Genomic DNA, 20314 nt, shown 5'->3' with positions numbered 1-20314 from the left:
CATGGTGAAGTAATTCCATGGTGAAGGTAACAGGTGGGCGAGCGGAGGTGCAATCCGATCCCGGGGAGGCGGGGGGCCCTGCCCCGGGCGGGGGTGGCCTCGGGTCCATACCCGGGGGTGCTGGTGGCCCCGGCCCCTTGCGGGAGGGGTCGCCCGTGCCTCCGACCCCCTACCCCAGGGGGCCGCCGCCGTTCCCGTCCCGTGCGGGTGCGCCACGGCCGGTCGCGCCGTTCCCCGCCCTCCTGGCGGACGCCCTGCGGGCAGCCGCCCCCCTGCGTCGGCCCCCGGGCACGCCGAAGGGGCGCCCGGCAGCAGTACCGGGCGCCCCTTCTCCGTACCTCCGTCGAACTACGCCAGCGCCCCCGTCACCGGCTCCACCGCCGCCACCAGTCCCCCGCTCCGCACGAAGGCGTCCGCCGCCGCCAGGTCCGGGGCGAGGAAGCGGTCCGGGCCGGGGCCCTGCACGCCCGCCGCCCGGACGGCCTTGATGACCGCCCGCGAGGCCGGCGCCGCCGTCAGCCCGTGACGCAGTTCGATGCCCCGCGTCGCCGCGTACAGCTCGACCGCCATGATCCGCGTGAGGTTGTCGACGGCCGTCCGAAGCTTGCGCGCCGCCGACCAGCCCATCGACACGTGGTCCTCCTGCATCGCCGAGGACGGGATCGAGTCGACCGAGGCCGGGTTCGCCAGCCGCTTCATCTCGCTGACCAGGGCGGCCTGCGTGTACTGGGCGATCATCAGGCCCGAGTCCACGCCCGCGTCGTCCGCGAGGAAGGCCGGCAGCCCGTGCGAGCGGTTCTTGTCGAGCAGCCGGTCCGTGCGCCGCTCGGCGATCGAGCCCAGGTCGGCGGCGACGATCGCGAGGAAGTCGAGGACGTACGCGACCGGCGCCCCGTGGAAGTTGCCGTTGGACTCCACCCGCCCGTCGGGCAGCACGACCGGGTTGTCGACGGCCGCCGCCAGCTCGCGTTCGGCCACGGTCTGGGCGTACGCGATCGTGTCGCGCCCCGCGCCCGCCACCTGCGGCGCGCACCGCACGGAGTACGCGTCCTGCACCCGCGGCGCGTCGTCCTGGTGGTGCCCGGTGAGCCCCGAACCCTCGAGCACCCGCAGCATGTTGTCGGCGGACGCACCCTGCCCGGGGTGCGGGCGGATCACGTGCAGCTCGGGCGCGAGCACCTTCTCGGTGCCGAGCAGCGCCTCCAGGCTGAGCGCCGCCGTGATGTCGGCCGACGTGTACAGCCGCTTCAGGTCGGCGATCGCCATGATCAGCATGCCGAGCATGCCGTCGGTGCCGTTGAGGAGGGCCAGCCCCTCCTTCTCCTTGAGCTCCACGGGTACGATCCCGTGCTCGGCCAGCAGCTCGCCGGCGGGCCGCACGACCCCGTCGGGGCCCTCGGCGTCGCCCTCGCCCATCAGCGTCAGCGCACAGTGCGACAGCGGCGCGAGGTCCCCGGAGCACCCCAGCGACCCGTACTCGTGCACGACCGGCGTGATGCCCGCGTTCAGCACGTCCGCCATGGTCTGCGCGACCTCGGGACGCACGCCCGTGTGCCCGGACGCGACCGTCTTCAGCCGCAGGAACATCAGCGCGCGCACCACCTCGCGCTCCACCCGCGGCCCCATGCCCGCCGCGTGCGAGCGCACGATGTTGCGCTGGAGCTGCGCGCGCAGCTCATGGCTGATGTGCCGGGAGGCGAGCGCGCCGAACCCGGTGGACACCCCGTACACCGGCTCCGGCTTGGCGGCCAGCGCGTCCACGATCTCGCGCGAGGCGGCGAGCGCGGCCACGGCCTCGGCGGTCAGCTCGATGCGGGCGTTGCCACGGGCGACGGCGACGACGTCGTCGACGGTGGTGCCGGCGGTGCCCAGGAGGACGGTGGTCGCGGCAGGAACGGCGGGTGCGGCGGTGTGCATATCCATATTCAGGAGCCTACGTATTGAATGCCGCCGTGTCACTAGCCCTGGACGGGTTGGCCCCTTACGCGGGGACCGCCGCGCTCCAGCCCCGTACGGCCCCCTCCCGATACCGGCCGTGCGCCCGGTGCCGCACGCCGGTGCGGGACGGGACGGCGCGCCCCGGAGCACGACGGCATGCGGTGCGGCCCCCGGGAATCCTCACGACGCCTGCCCCCCGACCGGGCCCCCGGGCCGTTCACGGGTCACCGGGCCGCGCGCCCCCTTGCCGTGTGCCGCGCCACGGCCCGCCGCAGCACCAGCCCGCACCGTTTGGCGTACGCGCGCTGGAGCAGCCGGGTCACCGGGCCGCCCGCCCGGGCGTACCAGGCCGCCGGGCGGCTGAACGCCCGTACGGTCAGCCAGACTTCGCCGTTCGCGTCCAGCTCCACCACGAACGCCTCCTCCCCGCACTCGGGGTGACCGGGCAGCGTCCCGTACGCGAAGCCGGCGCGCGTCGGCTCGTCCAGCGCCCACACGACCCGGCACGGGACCAGGATGCGCCGTCGGCCGACTCCGATCCCGACGACGACGTCGACGCCGGGGGCGGCGCGCTGCGCGGTGGGGGCGACGGTCACTCCCACGGCGCGGTGCATCTTCCAGCCCAGCACGGCGTCGCCCGCGACGCGGCGGGCGTCGGGTCCGCGGCCGATCCGGGTCCGCACGCGCAACGACCGGAAGCCTTCGGGGCACGCCGCTCCCTCACGCCCGGTCGCACCCACGTCGGCATACGTGAAATCCATGACGCCCCCTCACTCTCCCGAAACGCTACTTCCCCGAAGCCTTCCACTCCCGCCCCCGGGCGTCGCAGCCCCCTTACAGCCCCGCCCGGGCGCCGCCCCGAGCCCGAGCGCCCGTACCGGCCCCGCCCACTCCCGCCGAACGGTTCCCGTGCGGGTGCGTCGTGGCCGGGCGCGCCGTTCCCCGCACCCCTGGGCGGGGCGCGTCCGCGTCGCGGAGCCGTCAGCGAGCGGGGCCGGCCCTACCCCCTCGAACCGCGGAAGCGGCGGCGTTCGCCCCGGCGGGCGGGCGCCGACTCCGCCAGCGCCAGCACCTCCCCGTCGCGGCCCGCCACCACCGGCCTGCGCGAGCCCGCCGCCTTGGCCCGGTACTGGGCCGCGTCGGCCAGGCGGAAGAGCCGGCGGGCCGAGGCGACCGGGCCGATCGGGTCGCCCGTGGAGGCGATGCCGCAGGCGACCCCGTCCCCGTACTCCAGCTCCCTCGCCAGCAGGCAGAGCTCGGTGGCCGCCCGGATGACGTCGTCGGACGTCGGGCCCACCGAGAGGAGGCAGAACTCGTCGCCGCCCAGCCGGGCGGCCAGCGCTCCCGGCAGCATCGCGCCGCAGCGGGACAGGACGCAGCCGAAGCGCTCCAGGAGGCGGTCGCCGATCTCGTGGCCGTAGGTGTCGTTGACCTGCTTGAGGCCGTTGACGTCGCAGACGAGCAGGCTGACCACCGCGCCGGTCAGCCGGTGCTCCTCCAGCGCCTCGTCGAGGCGTATGTCGACCGCGCGGCGGTTCGCCAGGCCCGTGAGCGGGTCGGTGAAGGCGAGCGTACGGACCTCTTCGAGGCGTTCCGTCTGGACGATTCCCGCGGCGACGACCGAGGCCAGGACGGTGGCGAAGTCGGCGTCGGCGCGGTCGAAGACCGGGGCGCCGGCCGGCCTGGCCACGTACAGCTCGCCCCATGCCCGCCCGTGCAGCACGATCGGCGCGACGACGCAGCAGCCGCGGCCCCGGCGGCGCAGCGCCGCCACCCGCTGGTGGCAGTAGCCGGGGCGGGGGGCCGCCGGGGGGTCATCGGCGGCGGCCGTCTCGACCCAGGCGTCGGGCTCGCCGCCCCCCGCCCACCGCTCGTGCAGGAACTCGGTGATCTCCGGGAACTGGTGGACGGGGTACGTCTCGTCCGCCGGGAACTCCTCCTCGCCCGGCGCCCGCTCCCCCTCGTTGACCAGGACGCGCAGCCGGCCCGCCTCCCGCTCCCACACCGAGAGCGCCGCGAAGCCGCCGCCGAGCGCGTCCCGCGCGCCCCGGGCCGCCGCCCGCCAGGTCTCCCGGGGGGTGGGCGCCGCCGCCATCGCCTGCGCCAGCGCGACCACGGCACGCACTCGAACATCCTCACCCATTCGTACAGGTTAGGCAGGTTTTGCGCGTTCTCTCCTCCGGAGCGGCGGCCGGCCGCCGTCCGGGCCGCTCCCCCGCGTCCGAACGCGCCCTACTCCCCGGGCCACCGCGGCGTGCGCTTCTCGTTGAACGCGGCCACGCCCTCGGCCCGGTCCCCGGAGAAGGCCACCGACCGCCAGGCCGCGTCCTCGACCTCCAGCCCGGCACGCAGGTCCAGCCCCTGGCCCAGCCGCATCGCCCGCTTGGCCGCCCGCAGGCCGACCGGCGAGTTCGCCGCGATGCGGGCGGCCAGCGCGAGGGCCTCCTCGCGGGCGTCGCCCTCCCACGCCAGTACGTCGACGAGCCCCAGCCGCTCCGCGTCCTCGGCCTCCACCCGCCGCGCCGTGAAGACCAGCTCGGCGGCGCGCGCGGCCCCCACCCGGCGCGGCAGCAACTGGGTGCCGCCGCCCCCGGGGATCACGCCGACGGACACCTCGGGCAGCCCGACCACGGTGGTCGCGTCGGCCACGATCACGTCACAGGCGAGCGCGAGCTCGTACCCGCCGCCGAGGGCGAAGCCGTGCACCGCGGCGACCGCCGGCATCGGCAGGTCCAGGACGCCGGTGTACGCGGCCCGGGCGGTGGGCCGCTGGCGGACCAGTTCGGCGTCGGTGAAGGAGTTGCGCTCCTTCAGGTCGGCCCCGACGCAGAAGGCGCGGTCGTTCGAGGAGGTGAGGACGGTGGTACGGACCGTGGGGTCGGCGGCGAGGGCGGCGCAGGCCTCGCCGATGGCGACGGCCATGGCGCTGGACACGGCGTTCATCGCCTTGGGCCGGTCGAGCACCAGCTCGGCGACGTGCCCGCCGTCGCCGTGCCGCCGTACCGCCACGAATTCCCCGTACCGCTGCTCGTCCATGCCGGCCGCCCTCCCGATGACTGCGAACGCACGAAGGTGAACGCTCGTTTACGCAGGCGATCCTAGGGCGCGGCCGGGAGGCGGGGAAGCCCCGCCCGGGAGAGTCCGGCCCGCTCAGTCCGCGTCCGGCTTCGCGCGCCGCGCCAGCATCCAGGGTTCGACTATCCCCAGCCCGCGCACCGGCCGCTGCCACATCGGCTGGAGCCCGAAGCGGTACGTCGGCGACTCCCGGCCCTCCTTCGCGGCCGTCTCCGCCTCGGCCGCCGCCTCCGCCTCGGAGACCGGGGCCTCACCGGTGCGGGACAGCTCCTCCGCCAGCGCGCCGTCGACCAGGACCGTGTCCTTGGGGGCTATCGAGGTGAGCCGGCTGGCCAGGTTCACCGTCGTGCCGAACACGTCGCCCATGCGCGTGGTGACCGTGCCGAAGGCGATGCCGACCCGCAGGGCGGGCATCGTCTGGTCGTGCGAGAGCGTCTCGATGAGGCGCAGGGCGATCTCGGCCGCCGTGCCCGCGTCGTCGGCGCAGTACAGGACTTCGTCGCCCAGGGTCTTGATGAGCCGGCCGCCGTGCGCCGCCACCAGGTCCGCGCACGTCGTCTCGAAGGCCTCGACCAGTTCGCCGAGCTCCTCCTCCTCCAGACGGCGGGTGAGCCGGGTGAAGCCGACCAGGTCCGCGAAGCCGACCGCGAGCCGCCGGTCGACCATCTCGTCGTCGTCGGCCGCCTGCACGACCCGGCCGGTGGCGGCGGCGAGCTGCCGCCGCCAGACGTACACCAGGAACTCCTCCAGCTCCGGCAGGAGCAGTTCGACCAGGGGGTACGTCACCTCGGTGCGGGTCATGCCCGGCTCCGGCGGCTCGGTCAGCCCCTCCAGGAAACTGTCGATCTGCCATTCGGCCAGCCGGGCGGTGGTCTGCCCGGTGGACCGCGCCACCTGCACCGCCATCGGCTCGCTGAGCAGCCCCGCCTCGACGAGACCGGCGAGCCGCCGCAGCGCCAGCACGTCGGCCTCGGTGAGGGCCTTGGCCTGCCCGATGTCGGGGAAGCCCATGGCCCGCCAGAACCGGGACGCCAGGTCCATGGAGACGCCCGCCGTACGGGCGGCCTGGAAGGCGGTGTAGCGGCGCTCGGCGCCCAGGATGAGCTGTTCCAGCCGGATCGCGAGGGGGTCGTCGGAGGGTTCGGCCGTGTGGTCGACCTCGTGGAAGACGGGAGATTTGGGGTCCGGGGTCGCCGGAGTAGAGGGGTGGGGGTCCGTGTCCCCGTCGGACGTGGTGTCGTCGACGGTCACCTGCCGCCTCCTGCCCGTTCCCTGCGCACTGCTCTGCTGCCGCCTCGTCGTTCCTTCGCGCGACCTGTGTGGCTGTCGCGGGTCGCCTCAACGATACGGCAGATGTGCGCTGGCTCACTCCCCGTCCCCGACGGAACAGCGGACTCGTGCGTTTTGCGTGCGTATGCCGCGCGTACGCGCCGACGTGCGCGCGCCTGGTGCGCGCATCGCCGGGCGGGGCGCGGGGGACGCTCCCTCGTGCCCCGCCCGGCGCACCTCACCCCTGCGGCCGCAGGTGGACCACGTCGCCCGCGCCCATGGGCTGCTGGACGCCCTCCGCCGTCGCGATGACCAGACGGCCGTCGCCGTCGACGGCGACCGCCTCGCCGGTGAGGAAGTGGCCGCCGGGGAGTTCGGCGCGCACCACGCGGCCCAGGGTGGAGCAGCCCGCCGCGTACGCCTCCTGGAGGCGGCTCGCGGCGGGGTCGCCGCCGGACGCGCGCCAGTCCCCGTACCACTGCTCGAAGGAGCGCAGCACGGCGCGCAGCAGGGTGTCCCGGTCGAGCGTGGCCGCGCCCGCGAGCGCCAGCGAGCCCGCGCCGGGGACCGGGAGCTCGTCGGCGCGCAGGCTGACGTTGAGGCCGAAGCCGATGACGACGCCGTCGCCGACCCGCTCGGCGAGGATGCCGCCCGCCTTGCGCTCCTCCCCGTCCACGGTGACCAGGAGGTCGTTCGGCCACTTCAGGGCGGTGTCGACGCCCGCCGCCCGGGACAGGCCGGTGGCCACGGCGACGCCGGTCAGCAGCGGGAGCCAGCCCCAGCGCTCGACGGGCACGGCGGCGCCCGGCTCGACGTACACGGAGACGAAGAGCCCGGAGCGGGCCGGGGCCGACCAGCGCCGGTCGAGCCGGCCGCGCGCCCGGCTCTGCTCCTCGGCGACGAGGACCGTGCCCTCCGCCAGGGCGGGTGCGGCGGCGAGGTCGCTGTTGGTGGACCCGGTGGCGGCGACGACGTCGAGGGAGGTCCACAGGCCGCCCGCCCGGACGAGCGCCCGGCGGAGCGCGGCGGCGTTCAGCGGCGGCCGGTCGAGGTCGTTCCACCGGCTTCCGGGCGCGCCGGGCATTCCACCGGGCACGCCGTCGGGGGTTCCACCGGGCGCGCCACCGGGGGTTCCGGGGTTTTCGCCGGGCGTTTCGGGGGAGCTGCCTGAGGCATCGGGAGGCGTCATGCAAGCCAGCCTAGGTGTGGCAAACGACGCACTGCCGAGCGGCAGTCCCGCGGCTACGCTACGGACCAGTAGCCGTCCGTACCGTCGCCGTTGACACCGTGCGTGCCGTTGACGCAGTCGAAGCAGGGAGCCGCAGCCCCGTGTCCTCCACCGCAGAATCCGCAGGATCCGCAGCATCCGCAGAGCAGTCCGCGTCCGCGGCGAACGCGGAGATCGACATCCACACCACCGCCGGGAAGCTCGCCGATCTCAGCCGCCGCATCGACGAGGCGACGCACGCGGGTTCCGAGCGCGCGGTCGAGAAGCAGCACGCCAAGGGGAAGCTGACGGCGCGCGAGCGGGTCGAACTCCTCATGGACGAGGGCTCGTTCGTGGAGCTGGACGAGTTCGCCCGGCACCGCTCGACCAACTTCGGCATCGAGAAGAACCGCCCGTACGGGGACGGCGTGGTCACCGGTTACGGAACGGTCGACGGCCGCCCGGTCTGCGTGTACTCGCAGGACTTCACCATCTTCGGCGGCTCGCTCGGCGAGGTGTACGGCGAGAAGATCGTCAAGGTCATGGACTTCGCGCTGAAGACCGGCTGTCCGGTCATCGGCATCAACGACGGCGGCGGCGCCCGCATCCAGGAGGGCGTGGCGGCCCTCGGCCTGTTCGCCGAGATCTTCCGCCGCAACGTGCACGCGTCGGGCGTCGTCCCGCAGATCTCCCTGATCGTCGGGCCGTGCGCGGGCGGGGCGGTCTACTCCCCCGCGATCACCGACTTCACGGTCATGGTCGACCAGACCTCGCACATGTTCATCACGGGCCCCGACGTCATCAAGACGGTCACCGGCGAGGACGTCGGCTTCGAGGAGCTGGGCGGCGCACGCACCCACAACACCACCTCGGGCGTGGCGCACCACATGGCGGGCGACGAGAAGGACGCCATCGAGTACGTCAAGTCGCTCCTGTCCTACCTCCCCTCCAACAACCTCTCCGAGCCCCCGGCCTTCCCCGAGGAGGCCGACCTGGAGACGAACGACGAGGACCGCGCCCTCGACACCCTGATCCCGGACAGCGCCAACCAGCCGTACGACATGCACACGGCGATCGAACACGTCCTGGACGAGGGCGAGTTCCTGGAGACCCAGTCGCTCTTCGCGCCGAACATCATCACGGGCTTCGGCCGGGTCGAGGGCCACCCGGTGGGCGTCGTCGCCAACCAGCCGATGCAGTTCGCCGGCTGCCTGGACATCAACGCCTCCGAGAAGGCCGCCCGCTTCGTCCGCACCTGCGACGCCTTCAACGTCCCGGTCCTGACCTTCGTCGACGTCCCCGGCTTCCTCCCCGGGGTCGACCAGGAGTACGGCGGCATCATCCGCCGCGGCGCCAAGCTGATCTACGCGTACGCCGAGGCCACCGTCCCCCTCATCACGGTCATCACCCGCAAGGCCTTCGGCGGCGCGTACGACGTCATGGGCTCCAAGCACCTGGGCGCCGACCTCAACCTGGCCTGGCCGACCGCCCAGATCGCCGTGATGGGCGCGCAGGGCGCGGTCAACATCCTGCACCGCCGCACGATCGCGGCCGTCACGGACCCCGAAGAAGCGGAGGCCACCCGCGCCGAGCTGATCGCGGACTACGAGGACACCCTCCTCAACCCGTACGTCGCGGCCGAGCGCGGTTACGTCGACGCCGTGATCATGCCCTCCGAGACCCGCCGCCACATCGTCCGCGGCCTGCGCCAGCTCCGCACGAAGCGGGAAACCCTGCCCCCGAAGAAGCACGGCAACATCCCCCTCTAGAAAGGGAGCCGGTGACCACCATGACCGACATGATCAAGGTCGTACGGGGCAACCCGACCCCGGAGGAGCTGGCCGCCGCACTGGCGGTGGTCCAGGCCCGCGCCGCGACCGCGGGCACCGCGGCGCCGGGCCCCGCCGCACCGCGTCCCGCCTGGTCCGACCCGGCCCGGGTGGCCGCGACGCGCCTGCCGCGACCGGGGCCGGCGGCCTGGGCCAGGACCTACTGGCCGAATTAGTCATTCCGCACCGCGGCGCCTGAGTACGTGTACTCAGGCGCCGCGCCCGTCCCGGGCGCACCATCGACTGCATGCTGTGGTCCGACCCGAAGAACGAACCCCCCAAGGAAATGCGCGACATGCAGGTCATGCTCCGCAGAGCCGGCATCCTCCTGGCCCTGGCCATGGTGATCGCGATGTTCGTCGCCGGCGTGCGCTAGGCGCCCCGCGAGGGGCGCGGGGCCGTACCGGCCCGGTACGGGCGAAGCCCGCTCCCCGGGCTGGCTACCCTGGCCCGCATGAACGCCACCCCCGCCACCCCCGCCCGCCGCCTGGTCCTCGGCTCCGCCTCCCCCGCCCGCCTCGGCCTCCTCCGCCAGGCCGGCCTGGCCCCCGAGGTCATCGTCAGCGGCGTCGACGAGGACGCCCTCAGCGCCCCCACCCCCGCCGAACTCGCCCTCGTGCTCGCCACCGCGAAGGCGGACACCGTGGCCGCCCTGCCCGAGGCCCGGGGCGCCCTCGTCGTCGGCTGCGACTCCGTCCTGGAGCTCGACGGCCGGGCCCTCGGCAAGCCGGACGACGCCGAGGACGCCACCGCCCGCTGGAAGGCCATGCGCGGCCGCTCCGGCGTCCTGCGCACCGGCCACTGCGTCATCGACACCGCCGACGGCCGCCGCGCCGCCGCTACCGCCTCGACGACCGTCCACTTCGCCGACCCCTCCGACGAGGAGATCGCCGCCTACGTCGCCACCGGCGAACCCCTGTACGTGGCAGGCGCGTTCACCCTGGACGGCCGCTCCGCCCCGTTCGTCCGCGGCATCGAGGGCGACCCCGGCAACGTCATCGGCCTCTCCCTGCCCCTGCTGCGCACCCTGCTCGCCGACCTGGACGTCGCCATCACCGACCTCTGGGCACCGCGCTGACCCCGCCGGGGCCCCGCACCCCCGGGACGCCGCCCCGGGCCCCGTACAGCAGCAGGCTGAGCACGATCAGCCCCACCACCAGCATCATCCAGACGAACGCCCACCAGCCCACGAGCCCGACCGCCGCCGCCCCCAGCACACCGTGCACGACGGCGCACACGACCAGCAGGATCCGCACCGGGCGGGCCAGCCCGGCCCGGTCCCGGACGGCGGCGACGAGCAGGAACGCCCCGCACACGACGAGGAAGAGCCCGGCGACGCCGCCCAGGGCCCACGCGCCCGCCGCCGTCGCGCCGGGGTCGAGACCGGCCAGCGACATGGACTGGCCCTCGACGACGCGGCCCAGGACGTAGTGGACGAAGACGAAGCCGAACGCCTCCAGGAACAGCACGAGCCCCGTCACGGCGGCTGTCGGCCTGCGCGCCACGGCGCCCACCCTCTTCCGTACGGCGTACCGGACTCCCGGCAACGGGACTGCCGCGCAGGCTACTAACCGGTAATGCCCACGACAAGGGCCCGGGAAGGGCGGGGCGGCGGCGCGGCCGGGAACGGACGGCACAGAGCAAAGAACGGCCCCCGCCTTCGTGGGGACCCCACAAAGAAACACCTCGTCCCCCTGACCGCCCGGACAGAGACCTTGGCCACACCACAGGGCTACTGTGCGACGGGACAACCCGTCGTACCGTGGTGCGACAAGGGATTTCGCGTCCCCAGCGGGCCTCAAGTCACACTCCGTGTGGGCAAGCTCACCATTGAGGACGGGTCGTAGGGCCGTGTGGGCAGTCCCTAAACTCAGCTTGTTTCACAAGGAGGGAGCCATCGTGCGCAAGGTGCTCATCGCCAACCGAGGCGAAATCGCTGTCCGCGTTGCCCGAGCCTGTCGGGACGCCGGAATCGGGAGCGTAGCCGTCTACGCCGATCCGGACCGGGACGCTCTGCACGTCCGCGCGGCCGACGAGGCGTTCGCCCTGGGCGGTGACACCCCGGCCGCTTCGTACCTGGACATGGCCAAGGTGCTCCAGGCCGCGAAGGACTCGGGCGCGGACGCCATCCACCCGGGTTACGGATTCCTGTCGGAGAACGCGGAGTTCGCCCAGGCGGTGCTCGACGCGGGCCTGACCTGGATCGGCCCGCCGCCGCAGGCCATCCGCGACCTGGGCGACAAGGTCGCCGCCCGGCACATCGCGCAGCGCGCCGGCGCCCCGCTGGTCGCGGGCACCCCGGACCCGGTCTCCGGTTCGGACGAGGTCGTCGCGTTCGCCGAGGAGCACGGGCTCCCCATCGCGATCAAGGCCGCCTTCGGCGGCGGCGGCCGCGGCCTGAAGGTCGCCCGCACGCTCGAAGAGGTCCCGGAGCTGTACGACTCGGCCGTGCGCGAGGCGGTGGCCGCCTTCGGCCGCGGCGAGTGCTTCGTCGAGCGCTACCTCGACAAGCCGCGCCACGTCGAGACCCAGTGCCTGGCCGACCAGCACGGCAACGTGGTCGTCGTCTCCACCCGCGACTGCTCGCTCCAGCGCCGCCACCAGAAGCTGGTGGAGGAGGCCCCGGCCCCCTTCCTGACGGACGAGCAGAACGCCGAGCTGTACGCCTCTTCCAAGGCGATCCTGAAGGAGGCCGGCTACGTCGGCGCGGGCACCGTCGAGTTCCTCGTCGGCGCGGACGGCACGATCTCCTTCCTGGAGGTCAACACCCGTCTCCAGGTGGAGCACCCGGTCACCGAGGAGGTCTCCGGCATCGACCTGGTCCGCGAGATGTTCCGCATCGCCGACGGCGAGGAACTGGGCTACGACGACCCGCCGGCGCGCGGCCACAGCTTCGAGTTCCGCATCAACGGCGAGGACCCGGGCCGCAACTTCCTCCCCGCCCCGGGCACGGTCACCGCCTTCGCCCCGCCGTCGGGCCCCGGCGTGCGGCTGGACGCGGGCGTCGAGTCGGGCTCCGTCATCGGCCCGGCCTGGGACTCGCTGCTGGCCAAGCTGATCGTGACGGGCGCGACCCGTGAGCAGGCCCTCCAGCGTGCCGCCCGCGCCCTGGCGGAGTTCACCGTGGAGGGCATGGCCACCGCCATCCCCTTCCACCGCGCGGTCGTGGTCGACCCGGCCTTCACGGCCGACCCCTTCACCGTCCACACCCGGTGGATCGAGACGGAATTCGTCAACGAGATCCCCCCGTTCACCGTCCCCGGCGCCGAGGGCGACGAGGACGAGTCGGGCCGCGAGACGATCGTCGTCGAGGTCGGCGGCAAGCGCCTGGAGGTCTCCCTCCCGTCCTCCCTGGGCATGTCGCTCGCCCGCACGGGCCTCGCGGCCGGCGCCAAGCCGAAGCGCCGCGCGGCGAAGAAGGCGGGCTCGGCGGCGTCCGGCGACACCCTGGCCTCCCCGATGCAGGGCACGATCGTCAAGGTCGCGGTCGAGGAGGGCCAGCAGGTCAACGAGGGCGACCTGATCGTGGTCCTGGAGGCCATGAAGATGGAGCAGCCCCTGAACGCCCACCGTTCGGGCACGGTCAAGGGTCTGGCCGCGGAGGTCGGCGCGTCGGTCACCTCCGGCGCGCAGATCTGCGAGATCAAGGACTGACCCCGCGGTTCCCCGCGCCCCTCGTTCACGGGGCGCGGGGCCCCGCCGGGTGCGCGCGAACAGCTCGTCACCTGAGTGCGGCGAGCGCGCTTCAGGTGAAGGGCGAGACGCGGGGGCCGGCAGTGACGGCACCCGGCCCGCACCGGACGCCCGCCGTCCCCAATGGCATGCTGGGCAGCATGCCGCCCCACCCCACCCCGCCGCGCAGACCCATGCGCGCCGACGCCCGCCGCAACCACGCGAAGCTCCTCGCCGAGGCCCGCGCCGCCTTCGCCGAGCACGGCACGGACGCCTCCCTGGAGGAGGTCGCCCGCCGCGCGGGAGTGGGCATCGGCACCCTGTACCGCCACTTCCCGACCCGCCACGCCCTGCTGAGCGCGGTCTTCCAGGACGCGGTGGACGAACTCCTCACCCGGGCGCACGAGTTGGCGGAATCACCCGACGACGAGCCCTGCACGGCCCTCGCCACCTGGCTGCGCGCCATCATCACTCATGCGAGTGAGTACCGCGGCCTGGCCCGCGCCCTGCTGGCGGCCTCGGGCACCACCGGCGGCGCCACCGCGCTGAGTTCCTGCTCCACCCCCATGCGCGAGGCGGGCACCACGCTCCTCGCCCGCGCCCAGCAGGCGGGCGCCGTGCGCGGGGACGTCCCGATCGGGGACCTGATGCAGCTCACCAACGCGATCGCGCTGGCCGCCGAACAGTCGCCGGACGACCCGGAGTTGGCCGACCGGCTCCTGTCCCTGGCCGTACGGGGCCTGCGACCCCGTACGGAGAACGGCTAACGCCGACGCATGTCGGCCACCCGCGGCCGCTCCCCCTGCTGCTCGGCGAGTCCTGCCGCGCTGCGCAACGGCGCACCGGGCGCACCCGGGTGCCCCCTGCGCTGACCGGGCAGCGGCATGTCCCGGCGCGGCTGCTGACGTCCCGGCGGAACGCCTTCGCTCCCGGGTCCCGCCGCCCCCGCGCCGCCCGTCTGGGCGACGGCGATCTGCACACCCTGGTCGGCGAGCGCCTGCAACTCCGTTCCGGCGCGCTCGTCGTGGGGCGGCGGCTCGTCCGTCACCAGCCGAGTGATCACGTCCGTCGGCACGGTCTGGAACATGGTGTCGGTGCCGAGCTTGGTGTGGTCGGCGAGGACCACCACCTCCGCGGCGGCCTGCACCAGCGCCCGGTCGACGCTCGCCGAGAGCATGTTGGAGGTGGACAGGCCGCGTTCGGCGGTCAGGCCACTGCCGGACAGGAAGGCACGGGACACCCGCAGCCCCTGGAGGGACTGCTCGGCACCGCTCCCGACCAGCGCGTAGTTGGAGCCCCGCAGGGTTCCACCGGTCATGACGACTTCGACCCGGTTGGCGTGCGCCAACGCCTGGGCGACGAGCAGGGAGTTGGTGACGACGGTCAGTCCCGGCACCCGGGCCAGCCGTCTCGCCAGCTCCTGCGTGGTCGTACCGGCGCCGACGACGACGGCCTCCCCCTCCTCCACGAGTCCCGCGGCGAGGTCGGCGATGGCCGTCTTCTCCGCGGTCGCGAGGTGGGATTTCTGCGGAAAGCCGGATTCACGGGTGAACCCGCCCGGCAGTACCGCACCGCCGTGCCGGCGGTCGAGGAGTCCTTCTGCCTCCAGCGCCCGCACGTCCCGCCGTACGGTCACTTCGGAGGTCTGGACGACGCGGGCGAGCTCCCGGAGCGATACCGCCCCGTTGGCCCGCACCATTTCGAGGATCAATTGACGACGTTCTGCAGCGAACACGAAACTGACAGTAACCTGAGCAGCCGATAGTTTTCAGCAGTATGCGCCGAACAACAGAAGTTGGTCGCAAACGGTGACCGAAGGTGGTATAGGCGTTTCGGTACGGTCGCGGGTGCGGCCGGCAGCAGGCGGGCGGGGCGGCGCCGGGGCGGCCGGAACCGGTCCCGCCGCACCCCGCGCCCGTCGGGCCGGGCCCGACTCCCGCTGTGGAACGATCAGTTGTCGCCCGTCTTGCGCGTGTGGAGCTGACGCGCGACCTCCGCGAGCGAGCCCGACAGCGACGGGTACACCGTGAAGGCCTTCGCGATCTGCTCCACCGTCAGGCTGTTGTCGACGGCGATCGAGATCGGGTGGATCAGCTCGCTCGCGCGCGGCGCGACGACCACGCCGCCCACCACGATCCCCGTGCCCGGGCGGCAGAACAGCTTCACGAAGCCGTCGCGGATGCCCTGCATCTTGGCGCGGGGGTTGCGCAGCAGCGGCAGCTTGACGCCGCGCGCGTCGATGCGCCCCGCGTCCACGTCCGCCTGCGTGTACCCGACGGTCGCGATCTCGGGGTCGGTGAAGACGTTCGACGACACCGTCTTGAGGTCCAGCGGGGCCACCGCGTCACCGAGGAAGTGGTACATGGCGATGCGTCCCTGCATCGCCGCCACGGACGCCAGCGCGAACACGCCGGTCACGTCCCCGGCCGCGTACACACCGGGAGCGGAGGTGCGCGAGACCCGGTCGGTCCAGATGTGACCGCTGTCCTTGACCTTGACCCCGGCCTCCTCCAGGCCCATGCCCGCGGAGTTGGGGACGGCGCCGACGGCCATCAGGCAGTGCGAACCGGAAATGACCCGGCCGTCCGCCAGCGTGACCTCCACCCGGTCGCCGACCCGCTTGGCGGAGGCGGCCCGCGAGCGCGCCATGACGTTCATGCCGCGCCGCCGGAAGACGTCCTCCAGCACGGCGGCCGCGTCCGGGTCCTCGCCCGGCAGCACCCGGTCGCGCGACGACACGAGGGTCACCCGCGACCCCAGCGCCTGGTAGGCACCCGCGAACTCGGCGCCGGTCACGCCGGACCCGACCACGATCAGCTCCTCCGGGAGCTCGTCGAGGTCGTACACCTGCGTCCAGTTGAGGATGCGCTCGCCGTCCGGCTGCGCGTCCGGGATCTCGCGGGGGTGGCCGCCGGTCGCGATCAGCACGGCGTCGGCCGTCAGCCGCTCCTCCGTGCCGTCCGCCGCGGTGACGACGACGGTCCGCGAGCCGTCCATGGCCTGCTGGCCCTCCAGCCGGCCGCGCCCCCGCACGACGCGCGCGCCCGCACGCGTCACCGAGGCGGCGATGTCGTGCGACTGCGCGAGCGCGAGCCGCTTCACCCGCCGGTTGACCTTGCCGAGGTCCACTCCGACCACCCGCGCGGTCTGTTCCTCCGGCGGGGTGTCGTCGGCCACGAGGATGCCCAGCTCCTCGTACGAGGAGTCGAAGGTCGTCATCACCTCGGCCGTGGCGATCAGGGTCTTGGACGGTACGCAGTCGGTCAGCACCGACGCCCCGCCGAGTCCGTCGCAGTCGACGACGGTCACCTCGGCGCCGAGCTGGCTGCCCACCAGGGCCGCCTCGTACCCGCCGGGTCCGCCGCCGATGATCACGATCCGGGTCACGAAAAGTCCGCCTCGCGTTCGCTTTGAGTCGTTCGCCTCCGCCCGGCCCGTCCTGCCTGCCCCGGCCGGGGTCCCGGGGGATCGGCCCCGGAGGAGTGCAGTACGTACTTCATTGTCCCGCACCCGGGCACGGGCTTCGCCCCGGGGGCCCGCATTCGGGGAGCGGCCAACGCCCCCGGCAGCCGGGGCCTCCTTCCGGGTACGAGATCGCTTGTGCCCGTACGCGACCGGCGGGCCTCCCGTACCCTCGGAGCCATGTCGCTCTACGCCGCGTACGCCGGCAACCTCGACGCGCGGCTGATGTCCCGCCGCGCCCCGCACTCGCCGCTGCGCGGCACGGGCTGGCTCAACGGCTGGCGGCTGACCTTCGGCGGCGAGCAGATGGGCTGGGAGGGCTCGCTCGCCACGGTGGTCGAGGCGCCGCGCTCCCAGGTCTTCGTCGCCCTCTACGACATCGCGCCGATGGACGAGGACTCCATGGACCGGTGGGAGGGCGTCGGCCTGGACATCTACCGCCGGATGCGGGTGCGCGTGCACACCCTGGACGGCGAGGAAGCCACCTGGATGTACGTCCTGAACGGGTACGAGGGCGGCCTGCCGTCCGCCCGCTACCTGGGCGAGATCGCGGACGCGGCGGAGTCGGCGGGGGCCCCGCACGACTACGTGATGGAGCTCCGCAAGCGCCCCTGCTGACGGCCGGCGGCCCGCCGGAGCGGCGCTTCGTCGGAAAGTCCAAGACAACAATCGGGTTGCCGTCCGCCATGACATCTACGCGCGTAGGGCTGGAGCGGCTACCCTCTTCCGCGTGAACGCATCTGTTATTTCGGACCCCCACGCCGCCGCCGACGCCGCGGCCGCGCGCCTGCGCGAACTCACCGGCGCCGAGACCCATGACGTCGCCCTCGTGATGGGCTCCGGCTGGGCCCCGGCGGTCGACGCCCTCGGCGAGCCCGAGAGCGAGTTCCCCGTCACCGAGCTGCCCGGCTTCCCGCCCGCGGCCGTCGTGGGCCACGGCGGCAAGATCCGCTCGTACGTGATCGGCGACAAGCGCGCGCTGGTCTTCCTCGGCCGCACCCACTTCTACGAGGGCCGGGGCGTGGCCGCGGTCGCGCACGGCGTCCGCACGGCCGTCGCCGCGGGCTGCAAGACGATCATCCTGACCAACGGCTGCGGCGGTCTGCGCGAGGGCATGCGCCCCGGCCAGCCAGTCCTGATCAGCGACCACCTGAACCTGACGGCCACCTCGCCGATCATCGGCGCGAACTTCGTGGACCTCACCGACCTGTACTCGCCGCGGCTGCGCGCGCTGTGCAAGGAGGTGGACGAGACCCTGGAGGAGGGCGTCTACGTCCAGTTCCCCGGCCCGCACTACGAGACGCCGGCCGAGATCAACATGGTCCGCGCGATGGGCGGCGACCTGGTCGGCATGTCCACGGTCCTGGAGGCCATCGCGGCCCGCGAGGCCGGCGCCGAGGTCCTGGGCATCTCCCTGGTCACCAACCTGGCGGCGGGCCTGTCCGGCGAGCCGCTGAACCACGAGGAGGTCCTCCAGGCGGGCCGCGACAGCGCCGCCCGCATGGGCAGCCTGCTGGCGCGCGTGCTGGACCGGATCTAGTCCTTGTACGGGTGAGGGGGTGCGGAGCGCTCCGGGCGGGCTGGTCCGTGCGGGGCGCTCCCGCCGGAGCCCGCTCCGTGCGAGTGCGTCTCGGCCGGGGCCCGCTCCGTGCGGGGCGCTCCGACCGGGGCTGGTCCGTGCGGGTACGTCTCGGCCGGGGCCCGCTCCGTGCGGGGCGCTCCCGCCGGGGCCCGCTCCGTGCGAGTGCGTCTCGGCCGGTCGCGCAGTTCCCCGCGCCCCTGAAGGGGCTGCTTCGCAGCCGCCTTCTCCCTCCCCCGCAGGGAGCGTCCCCGGCGCCCCAGCGCCCTTGGGCGGCGGCCCCCCGGGGCGGGACGGGCGGGCAGGAGGGCGGTCCCTTCCGCTGCCGGTCCGCCGGGACGCCGCCCCCGCCCGAGCGCCTGCGCCGGACGCGCGCCGTGCCGGGGCCCCGAGCCCGGCCCGCGCTTCCGGTTCACCCGGATGGGCCCCGCCCGCCCGGGTACCGGTCCTCCACTGCCCCCGGCGGGCCCCACCCCGTACGACCCCCACCCCCGAAAGGCGACCCCGTGCCCCAGGACACCACCCCGGACCTCCTCGCCCGCGCCAGCGCCTGGCTCGCCGAGGACCCCGACCCCGAAACCCGCGACGAGCTCGCCAAGCTCATCGAGACCCAGGACCTCCCCGCCCTCGCGGAGAGGTTCTCCGGCACCCTCCAGTTCGGCACCGCCGGCCTCCGCGGCGAACTCGGCGCAGGCCCGATGCGCATGAACCGCGCCGTCGTGATCCGCGCCGCCGCCGGCCTCGCCGCGTACCTCGCCAAGCAGCCCGGCCACCCCCGCTCCACCGACGACCTGGTCGTCATCGGCTACGACGCCCGCCACAAGTCCGCCGACTTCGCCCGCGACACGGCCGCCGTCATGACCGGTGCGGGCCTGCGCGCCGTGCTGCTGCCCCGCCCCCTCCCCACCCCCGTGCTCGCCTTCGCCATAAGGCACCTGGGCGCGGTGGCCGGCGTCGAGGTCACCGCCAGCCACAACCCGCCCCGCGACAACGGCTACAAGGTCTACCTCGGCGACGGCTCCCAGATCGTCCCGCCCGCCGACGTCGACATCGCCGCCGAGATCGCCGCGGTCCGCTCGCTCGCCGACGTCCCCCGCCCCGACGACGGCTGGCTGGTCCTGGGCGAGGAGGTCCTGGAGGCCTACCTGGCCCGCACGGACGCCGTCCTGACCCCGAACTCCCCCCGCACCGCGACGACCGTCTACACGGCGATGCACGGCGTCGGCAAGGACGTCCTGCTGGCCGCCTTCGCCCGCGCGGGCTTCCCGCCCCCGACCCTCGTCGCCGAGCAGGCCGAGCCCGACCCGGACTTCCCCACCGTCGCCTTCCCCAACCCGGAGGAGCCGGGCGCGATGGACCTCGCCTTCGCGACGGCCCGCCGCGTCCGCCCCGACCTGGTGATCGCCAACGACCCGGACGCGGACCGCTGCGCGGTGGCCGTTCCGGCACCCGGCGGCGACTGGCGCATGCTCCGCGGCGACGAGGTCGGCGCGCTGCTCGCCGCGCACATCGTCCGCAGGGGCACCGCGGGCCCGGACGCGGTCTTCGCCGAGTCGATCGTCTCCTCCTCCCTCCTCGGCCGCATCGCCGAGAAGGCGGGCATCGCGTACGAGGAGACCCTGACCGGCTTCAAGTGGATCGCCCGCGTGGAGAACATCCGTTACGGGTACGAGGAAGCCCTCGGCTACTGCGTCGACCCGGAGGGCGTCCGCGACAAGGACGGCATCACCGCCGCCCTCGCCATCACGGAACTGGCCTCCGAGCTGAAGGAGGAGGGCCGCACCCTCCTCGACCTCCTCGACGAGCTGGCCGTCACCCACGGCCTGCACGCCACCGACCAGCTCTCGGTCCGCGTCGAGGACCTGGGCGTCATCGCGAACGCGATGGCCCGGCTGCGCGCGACTCCGCCGACCCACCTGGCGGGCCTCCCGGTGACCTCCGCCGAGGACCTGACCCGGGGCACGGCCACCCTGCCCCCCACCGACGGCCTCCGCTACCACCTCACCGGCGCGCGCGTGATCGTCCGCCCGTCCGGCACGGAGCCCAAGCTGAAGTGCTACCTGGAGGTCGTGGTCCCGGTCGCGGACGCCGCCGCCCTCCCGGCGGCCCACGCCCGGGCGGCCGAGACCCTGGCCGCCGTCAAGCGCGACCTCGCGGCGGCGGCGGGCATCTGAACAAGCCAAAACAACAAAACCCAAGAGAAAGTTCATCACCCAGAATCCACCCAGGAGGCGGGAGCGTTTCACTCTCCTTCCCGGGATCTGGGGGCCCGGCCCCCGGCAG

General features: G+C 74.0%; 18 protein-coding genes. 9 read left to right on the top strand and 9 right to left on the bottom strand.

Translation table 11 applies throughout. The features are described 5' to 3' along the window. Positions 1 to 348: 348 nt before the first annotated feature. From hutH to ACZ56L_RS20470, 6 genes are all read right to left on the bottom strand, one after another. Entirely contained in the window at positions 349 to 1923 is a 1575-nt protein-coding gene (hutH, locus tag ACZ56L_RS20495) for a histidine ammonia-lyase (RefSeq protein WP_471065448.1), read from the bottom strand. 239 nt (positions 1924 to 2162) lie between these two features. Further along, entirely contained in the window at positions 2163 to 2699 is a 537-nt protein-coding gene (locus tag ACZ56L_RS20490) for a DUF1990 family protein (RefSeq protein ID WP_471065446.1), read from the bottom strand. Positions 2700 to 2938: 239 nt separating this feature from the next. After that, entirely contained in the window at positions 2939 to 4081 is a 1143-nt protein-coding gene (locus ACZ56L_RS20485) for a diguanylate cyclase domain-containing protein (protein ID WP_345228753.1), read from the bottom strand. An 89-nt stretch (positions 4082 to 4170) separates the two neighbouring features. Next, positions 4171 to 4974: an enoyl-CoA hydratase/isomerase family protein gene (locus ACZ56L_RS20480; RefSeq protein ID WP_468686271.1), complete on the bottom strand. Its 804-nt coding sequence runs from the start codon at positions 4972 to 4974 to the stop codon at positions 4171 to 4173. A gap of 114 nt (positions 4975 to 5088) precedes the next feature. Then, positions 5089 to 6264: an adenylate/guanylate cyclase domain-containing protein gene (locus ACZ56L_RS20475; RefSeq protein WP_345228756.1), complete on the bottom strand. Its 1176-nt coding sequence runs from the start codon at positions 6262 to 6264 to the stop codon at positions 5089 to 5091. A gap of 256 nt (positions 6265 to 6520) precedes the next feature. Beyond that, the gene (locus ACZ56L_RS20470) at positions 6521 to 7471 is read right to left on the bottom strand and encodes a biotin--[acetyl-CoA-carboxylase] ligase (protein ID WP_468686272.1); all 951 of its coding nucleotides are present in this window, start codon (positions 7469 to 7471) and stop codon (positions 6521 to 6523) included. A 212-nt stretch (positions 7472 to 7683) separates the two neighbouring features. On the opposite strand from ACZ56L_RS20470, the gene ACZ56L_RS20465 reads away from it, so the two are divergent. From ACZ56L_RS20465 to ACZ56L_RS20450, 4 genes are all read left to right on the top strand, one after another. Beyond that, positions 7684 to 9258: an acyl-CoA carboxylase subunit beta gene (locus tag ACZ56L_RS20465; protein WP_468686304.1), complete on the top strand. Its 1575-nt coding sequence runs from the start codon at positions 7684 to 7686 to the stop codon at positions 9256 to 9258. A gap of 29 nt (positions 9259 to 9287) precedes the next feature. After that, positions 9288 to 9494, top strand: coding sequence for an acyl-CoA carboxylase epsilon subunit (locus tag ACZ56L_RS20460; protein WP_401757017.1), 207 nt, complete (start codon positions 9288 to 9290; stop codon positions 9492 to 9494). Between the two features lie 71 nt (positions 9495 to 9565). Next, on the top strand, positions 9566 to 9694 hold the full coding sequence (gene mmpB / locus ACZ56L_RS20455; protein WP_345228758.1) for a morphogenic membrane protein MmpB: 129 nt from the start codon (positions 9566 to 9568) through the stop codon (positions 9692 to 9694). 78 nt (positions 9695 to 9772) lie between these two features. Further along, complete coding sequence (locus ACZ56L_RS20450; protein WP_345228759.1) at positions 9773 to 10396, top strand: Maf family protein; 624 nt, start codon at positions 9773 to 9775, stop codon at positions 10394 to 10396. On the opposite strand, the gene ACZ56L_RS20445 is transcribed toward ACZ56L_RS20450, so the two are convergent. After that, positions 10371 to 10823, bottom strand: a complete 453-nt coding sequence (locus tag ACZ56L_RS20445; RefSeq protein ID WP_471065442.1) for a hypothetical protein — start codon at positions 10821 to 10823, stop codon at positions 10371 to 10373. The genes ACZ56L_RS20450 and ACZ56L_RS20445 overlap by 26 nt on opposite strands. 394 nt (positions 10824 to 11217) lie before the next feature. On the opposite strand from ACZ56L_RS20445, the gene ACZ56L_RS20440 reads away from it, so the two are divergent. Continuing rightward, positions 11218 to 12972, top strand: a complete 1755-nt coding sequence (locus tag ACZ56L_RS20440) for an acetyl/propionyl/methylcrotonyl-CoA carboxylase subunit alpha (RefSeq protein WP_401756528.1) — start codon at positions 11218 to 11220, stop codon at positions 12970 to 12972. A 179-nt stretch (positions 12973 to 13151) separates the two neighbouring features. Further along, entirely contained in the window at positions 13152 to 13757 is a 606-nt protein-coding gene (locus ACZ56L_RS20435) for a TetR/AcrR family transcriptional regulator (RefSeq protein WP_345228762.1), read from the top strand. Here ACZ56L_RS20435 and ACZ56L_RS20430 read toward each other — a convergent pair. Both ACZ56L_RS20430 and ACZ56L_RS20425 read right to left on the bottom strand, forming a co-directional pair. Next, positions 13754 to 14725: a DeoR/GlpR family DNA-binding transcription regulator gene (locus ACZ56L_RS20430; protein WP_345228763.1), complete on the bottom strand. Its 972-nt coding sequence runs from the start codon at positions 14723 to 14725 to the stop codon at positions 13754 to 13756. The two genes, ACZ56L_RS20435 and ACZ56L_RS20430, sit on opposite strands and share 4 nt — an antisense overlap. A 215-nt stretch (positions 14726 to 14940) precedes the next feature. Next, complete coding sequence (locus tag ACZ56L_RS20425) at positions 14941 to 16377, bottom strand: NAD(P)H-quinone dehydrogenase (RefSeq protein ID WP_345228764.1); 1437 nt, start codon at positions 16375 to 16377, stop codon at positions 14941 to 14943. 255 nt (positions 16378 to 16632) lie between these two features. Between ACZ56L_RS20425 and ACZ56L_RS20420 the strand changes: the two genes are divergently transcribed. The 3 genes from ACZ56L_RS20420 (at position 16633) to ACZ56L_RS20410 (ending at position 20205) form a co-directional block, all read left to right on the top strand. Further along, a complete protein-coding gene (locus ACZ56L_RS20420; protein ID WP_189820906.1) occupies positions 16633 to 17070 on the top strand; it encodes a gamma-glutamylcyclotransferase family protein in 438 nt (145 codons plus the stop codon). Between the two features lie 112 nt (positions 17071 to 17182). Further along, positions 17183 to 17992 carry a purine-nucleoside phosphorylase gene (locus ACZ56L_RS20415; RefSeq protein WP_345228765.1) on the top strand — a complete coding sequence of 270 codons (810 nt, stop codon included), beginning with the start codon at positions 17183 to 17185 and terminating at the stop codon, positions 17990 to 17992. Between the two features lie 545 nt (positions 17993 to 18537). Next, complete coding sequence (locus ACZ56L_RS20410) at positions 18538 to 20205, top strand: phospho-sugar mutase (protein WP_471065438.1); 1668 nt, start codon at positions 18538 to 18540, stop codon at positions 20203 to 20205. Positions 20206 to 20314 lie beyond the last annotated feature (109 nt).

It is taken from the genome of Streptomyces sp. NPDC039736, from assembly GCF_055596485.1.
Note: the sequence above shows the minus strand (reverse complement) of the source record. Positions and strands in the feature narration are given on the sequence as shown.

What these genes read in the sequence shown, in the direction of transcription:
- ACZ56L_RS20420 (WP_189820906.1), top strand. Translation starts at nt 16,633, where the DNA reads ATGTCGCTCTACGCCGCGTACGCCGGCAACCTCGACGCGCGGCTGATG.
- ACZ56L_RS20450 (WP_345228759.1), top strand. Translation starts at nt 9,773, where the DNA reads ATGAACGCCACCCCCGCCACCCCCGCCCGCCGCCTGGTCCTCGGCTCC.
- hutH (WP_471065448.1), bottom strand. Translation starts at nt 1,923, where the DNA reads ATGGATATGCACACCGCCGCACCCGCCGTTCCTGCCGCGACCACCGTC.
- ACZ56L_RS20460 (WP_401757017.1), top strand. Translation starts at nt 9,288, where the DNA reads ATGATCAAGGTCGTACGGGGCAACCCGACCCCGGAGGAGCTGGCCGCC.
- ACZ56L_RS20480 (WP_468686271.1), bottom strand. Translation starts at nt 4,974, where the DNA reads ATGGACGAGCAGCGGTACGGGGAATTCGTGGCGGTACGGCGGCACGGC.
- ACZ56L_RS20490 (WP_471065446.1), bottom strand. Translation starts at nt 2,699, where the DNA reads ATGGATTTCACGTATGCCGACGTGGGTGCGACCGGGCGTGAGGGAGCG.
- ACZ56L_RS20485 (WP_345228753.1), bottom strand. Translation starts at nt 4,081, where the DNA reads ATGGGTGAGGATGTTCGAGTGCGTGCCGTGGTCGCGCTGGCGCAGGCG.
- mmpB (WP_345228758.1), top strand. Translation starts at nt 9,566, where the DNA reads ATGCTGTGGTCCGACCCGAAGAACGAACCCCCCAAGGAAATGCGCGAC.
- ACZ56L_RS20435 (WP_345228762.1), top strand. Translation starts at nt 13,152, where the DNA reads ATGCCGCCCCACCCCACCCCGCCGCGCAGACCCATGCGCGCCGACGCC.
- ACZ56L_RS20470 (WP_468686272.1), bottom strand. Translation starts at nt 7,471, where the DNA reads ATGACGCCTCCCGATGCCTCAGGCAGCTCCCCCGAAACGCCCGGCGAA.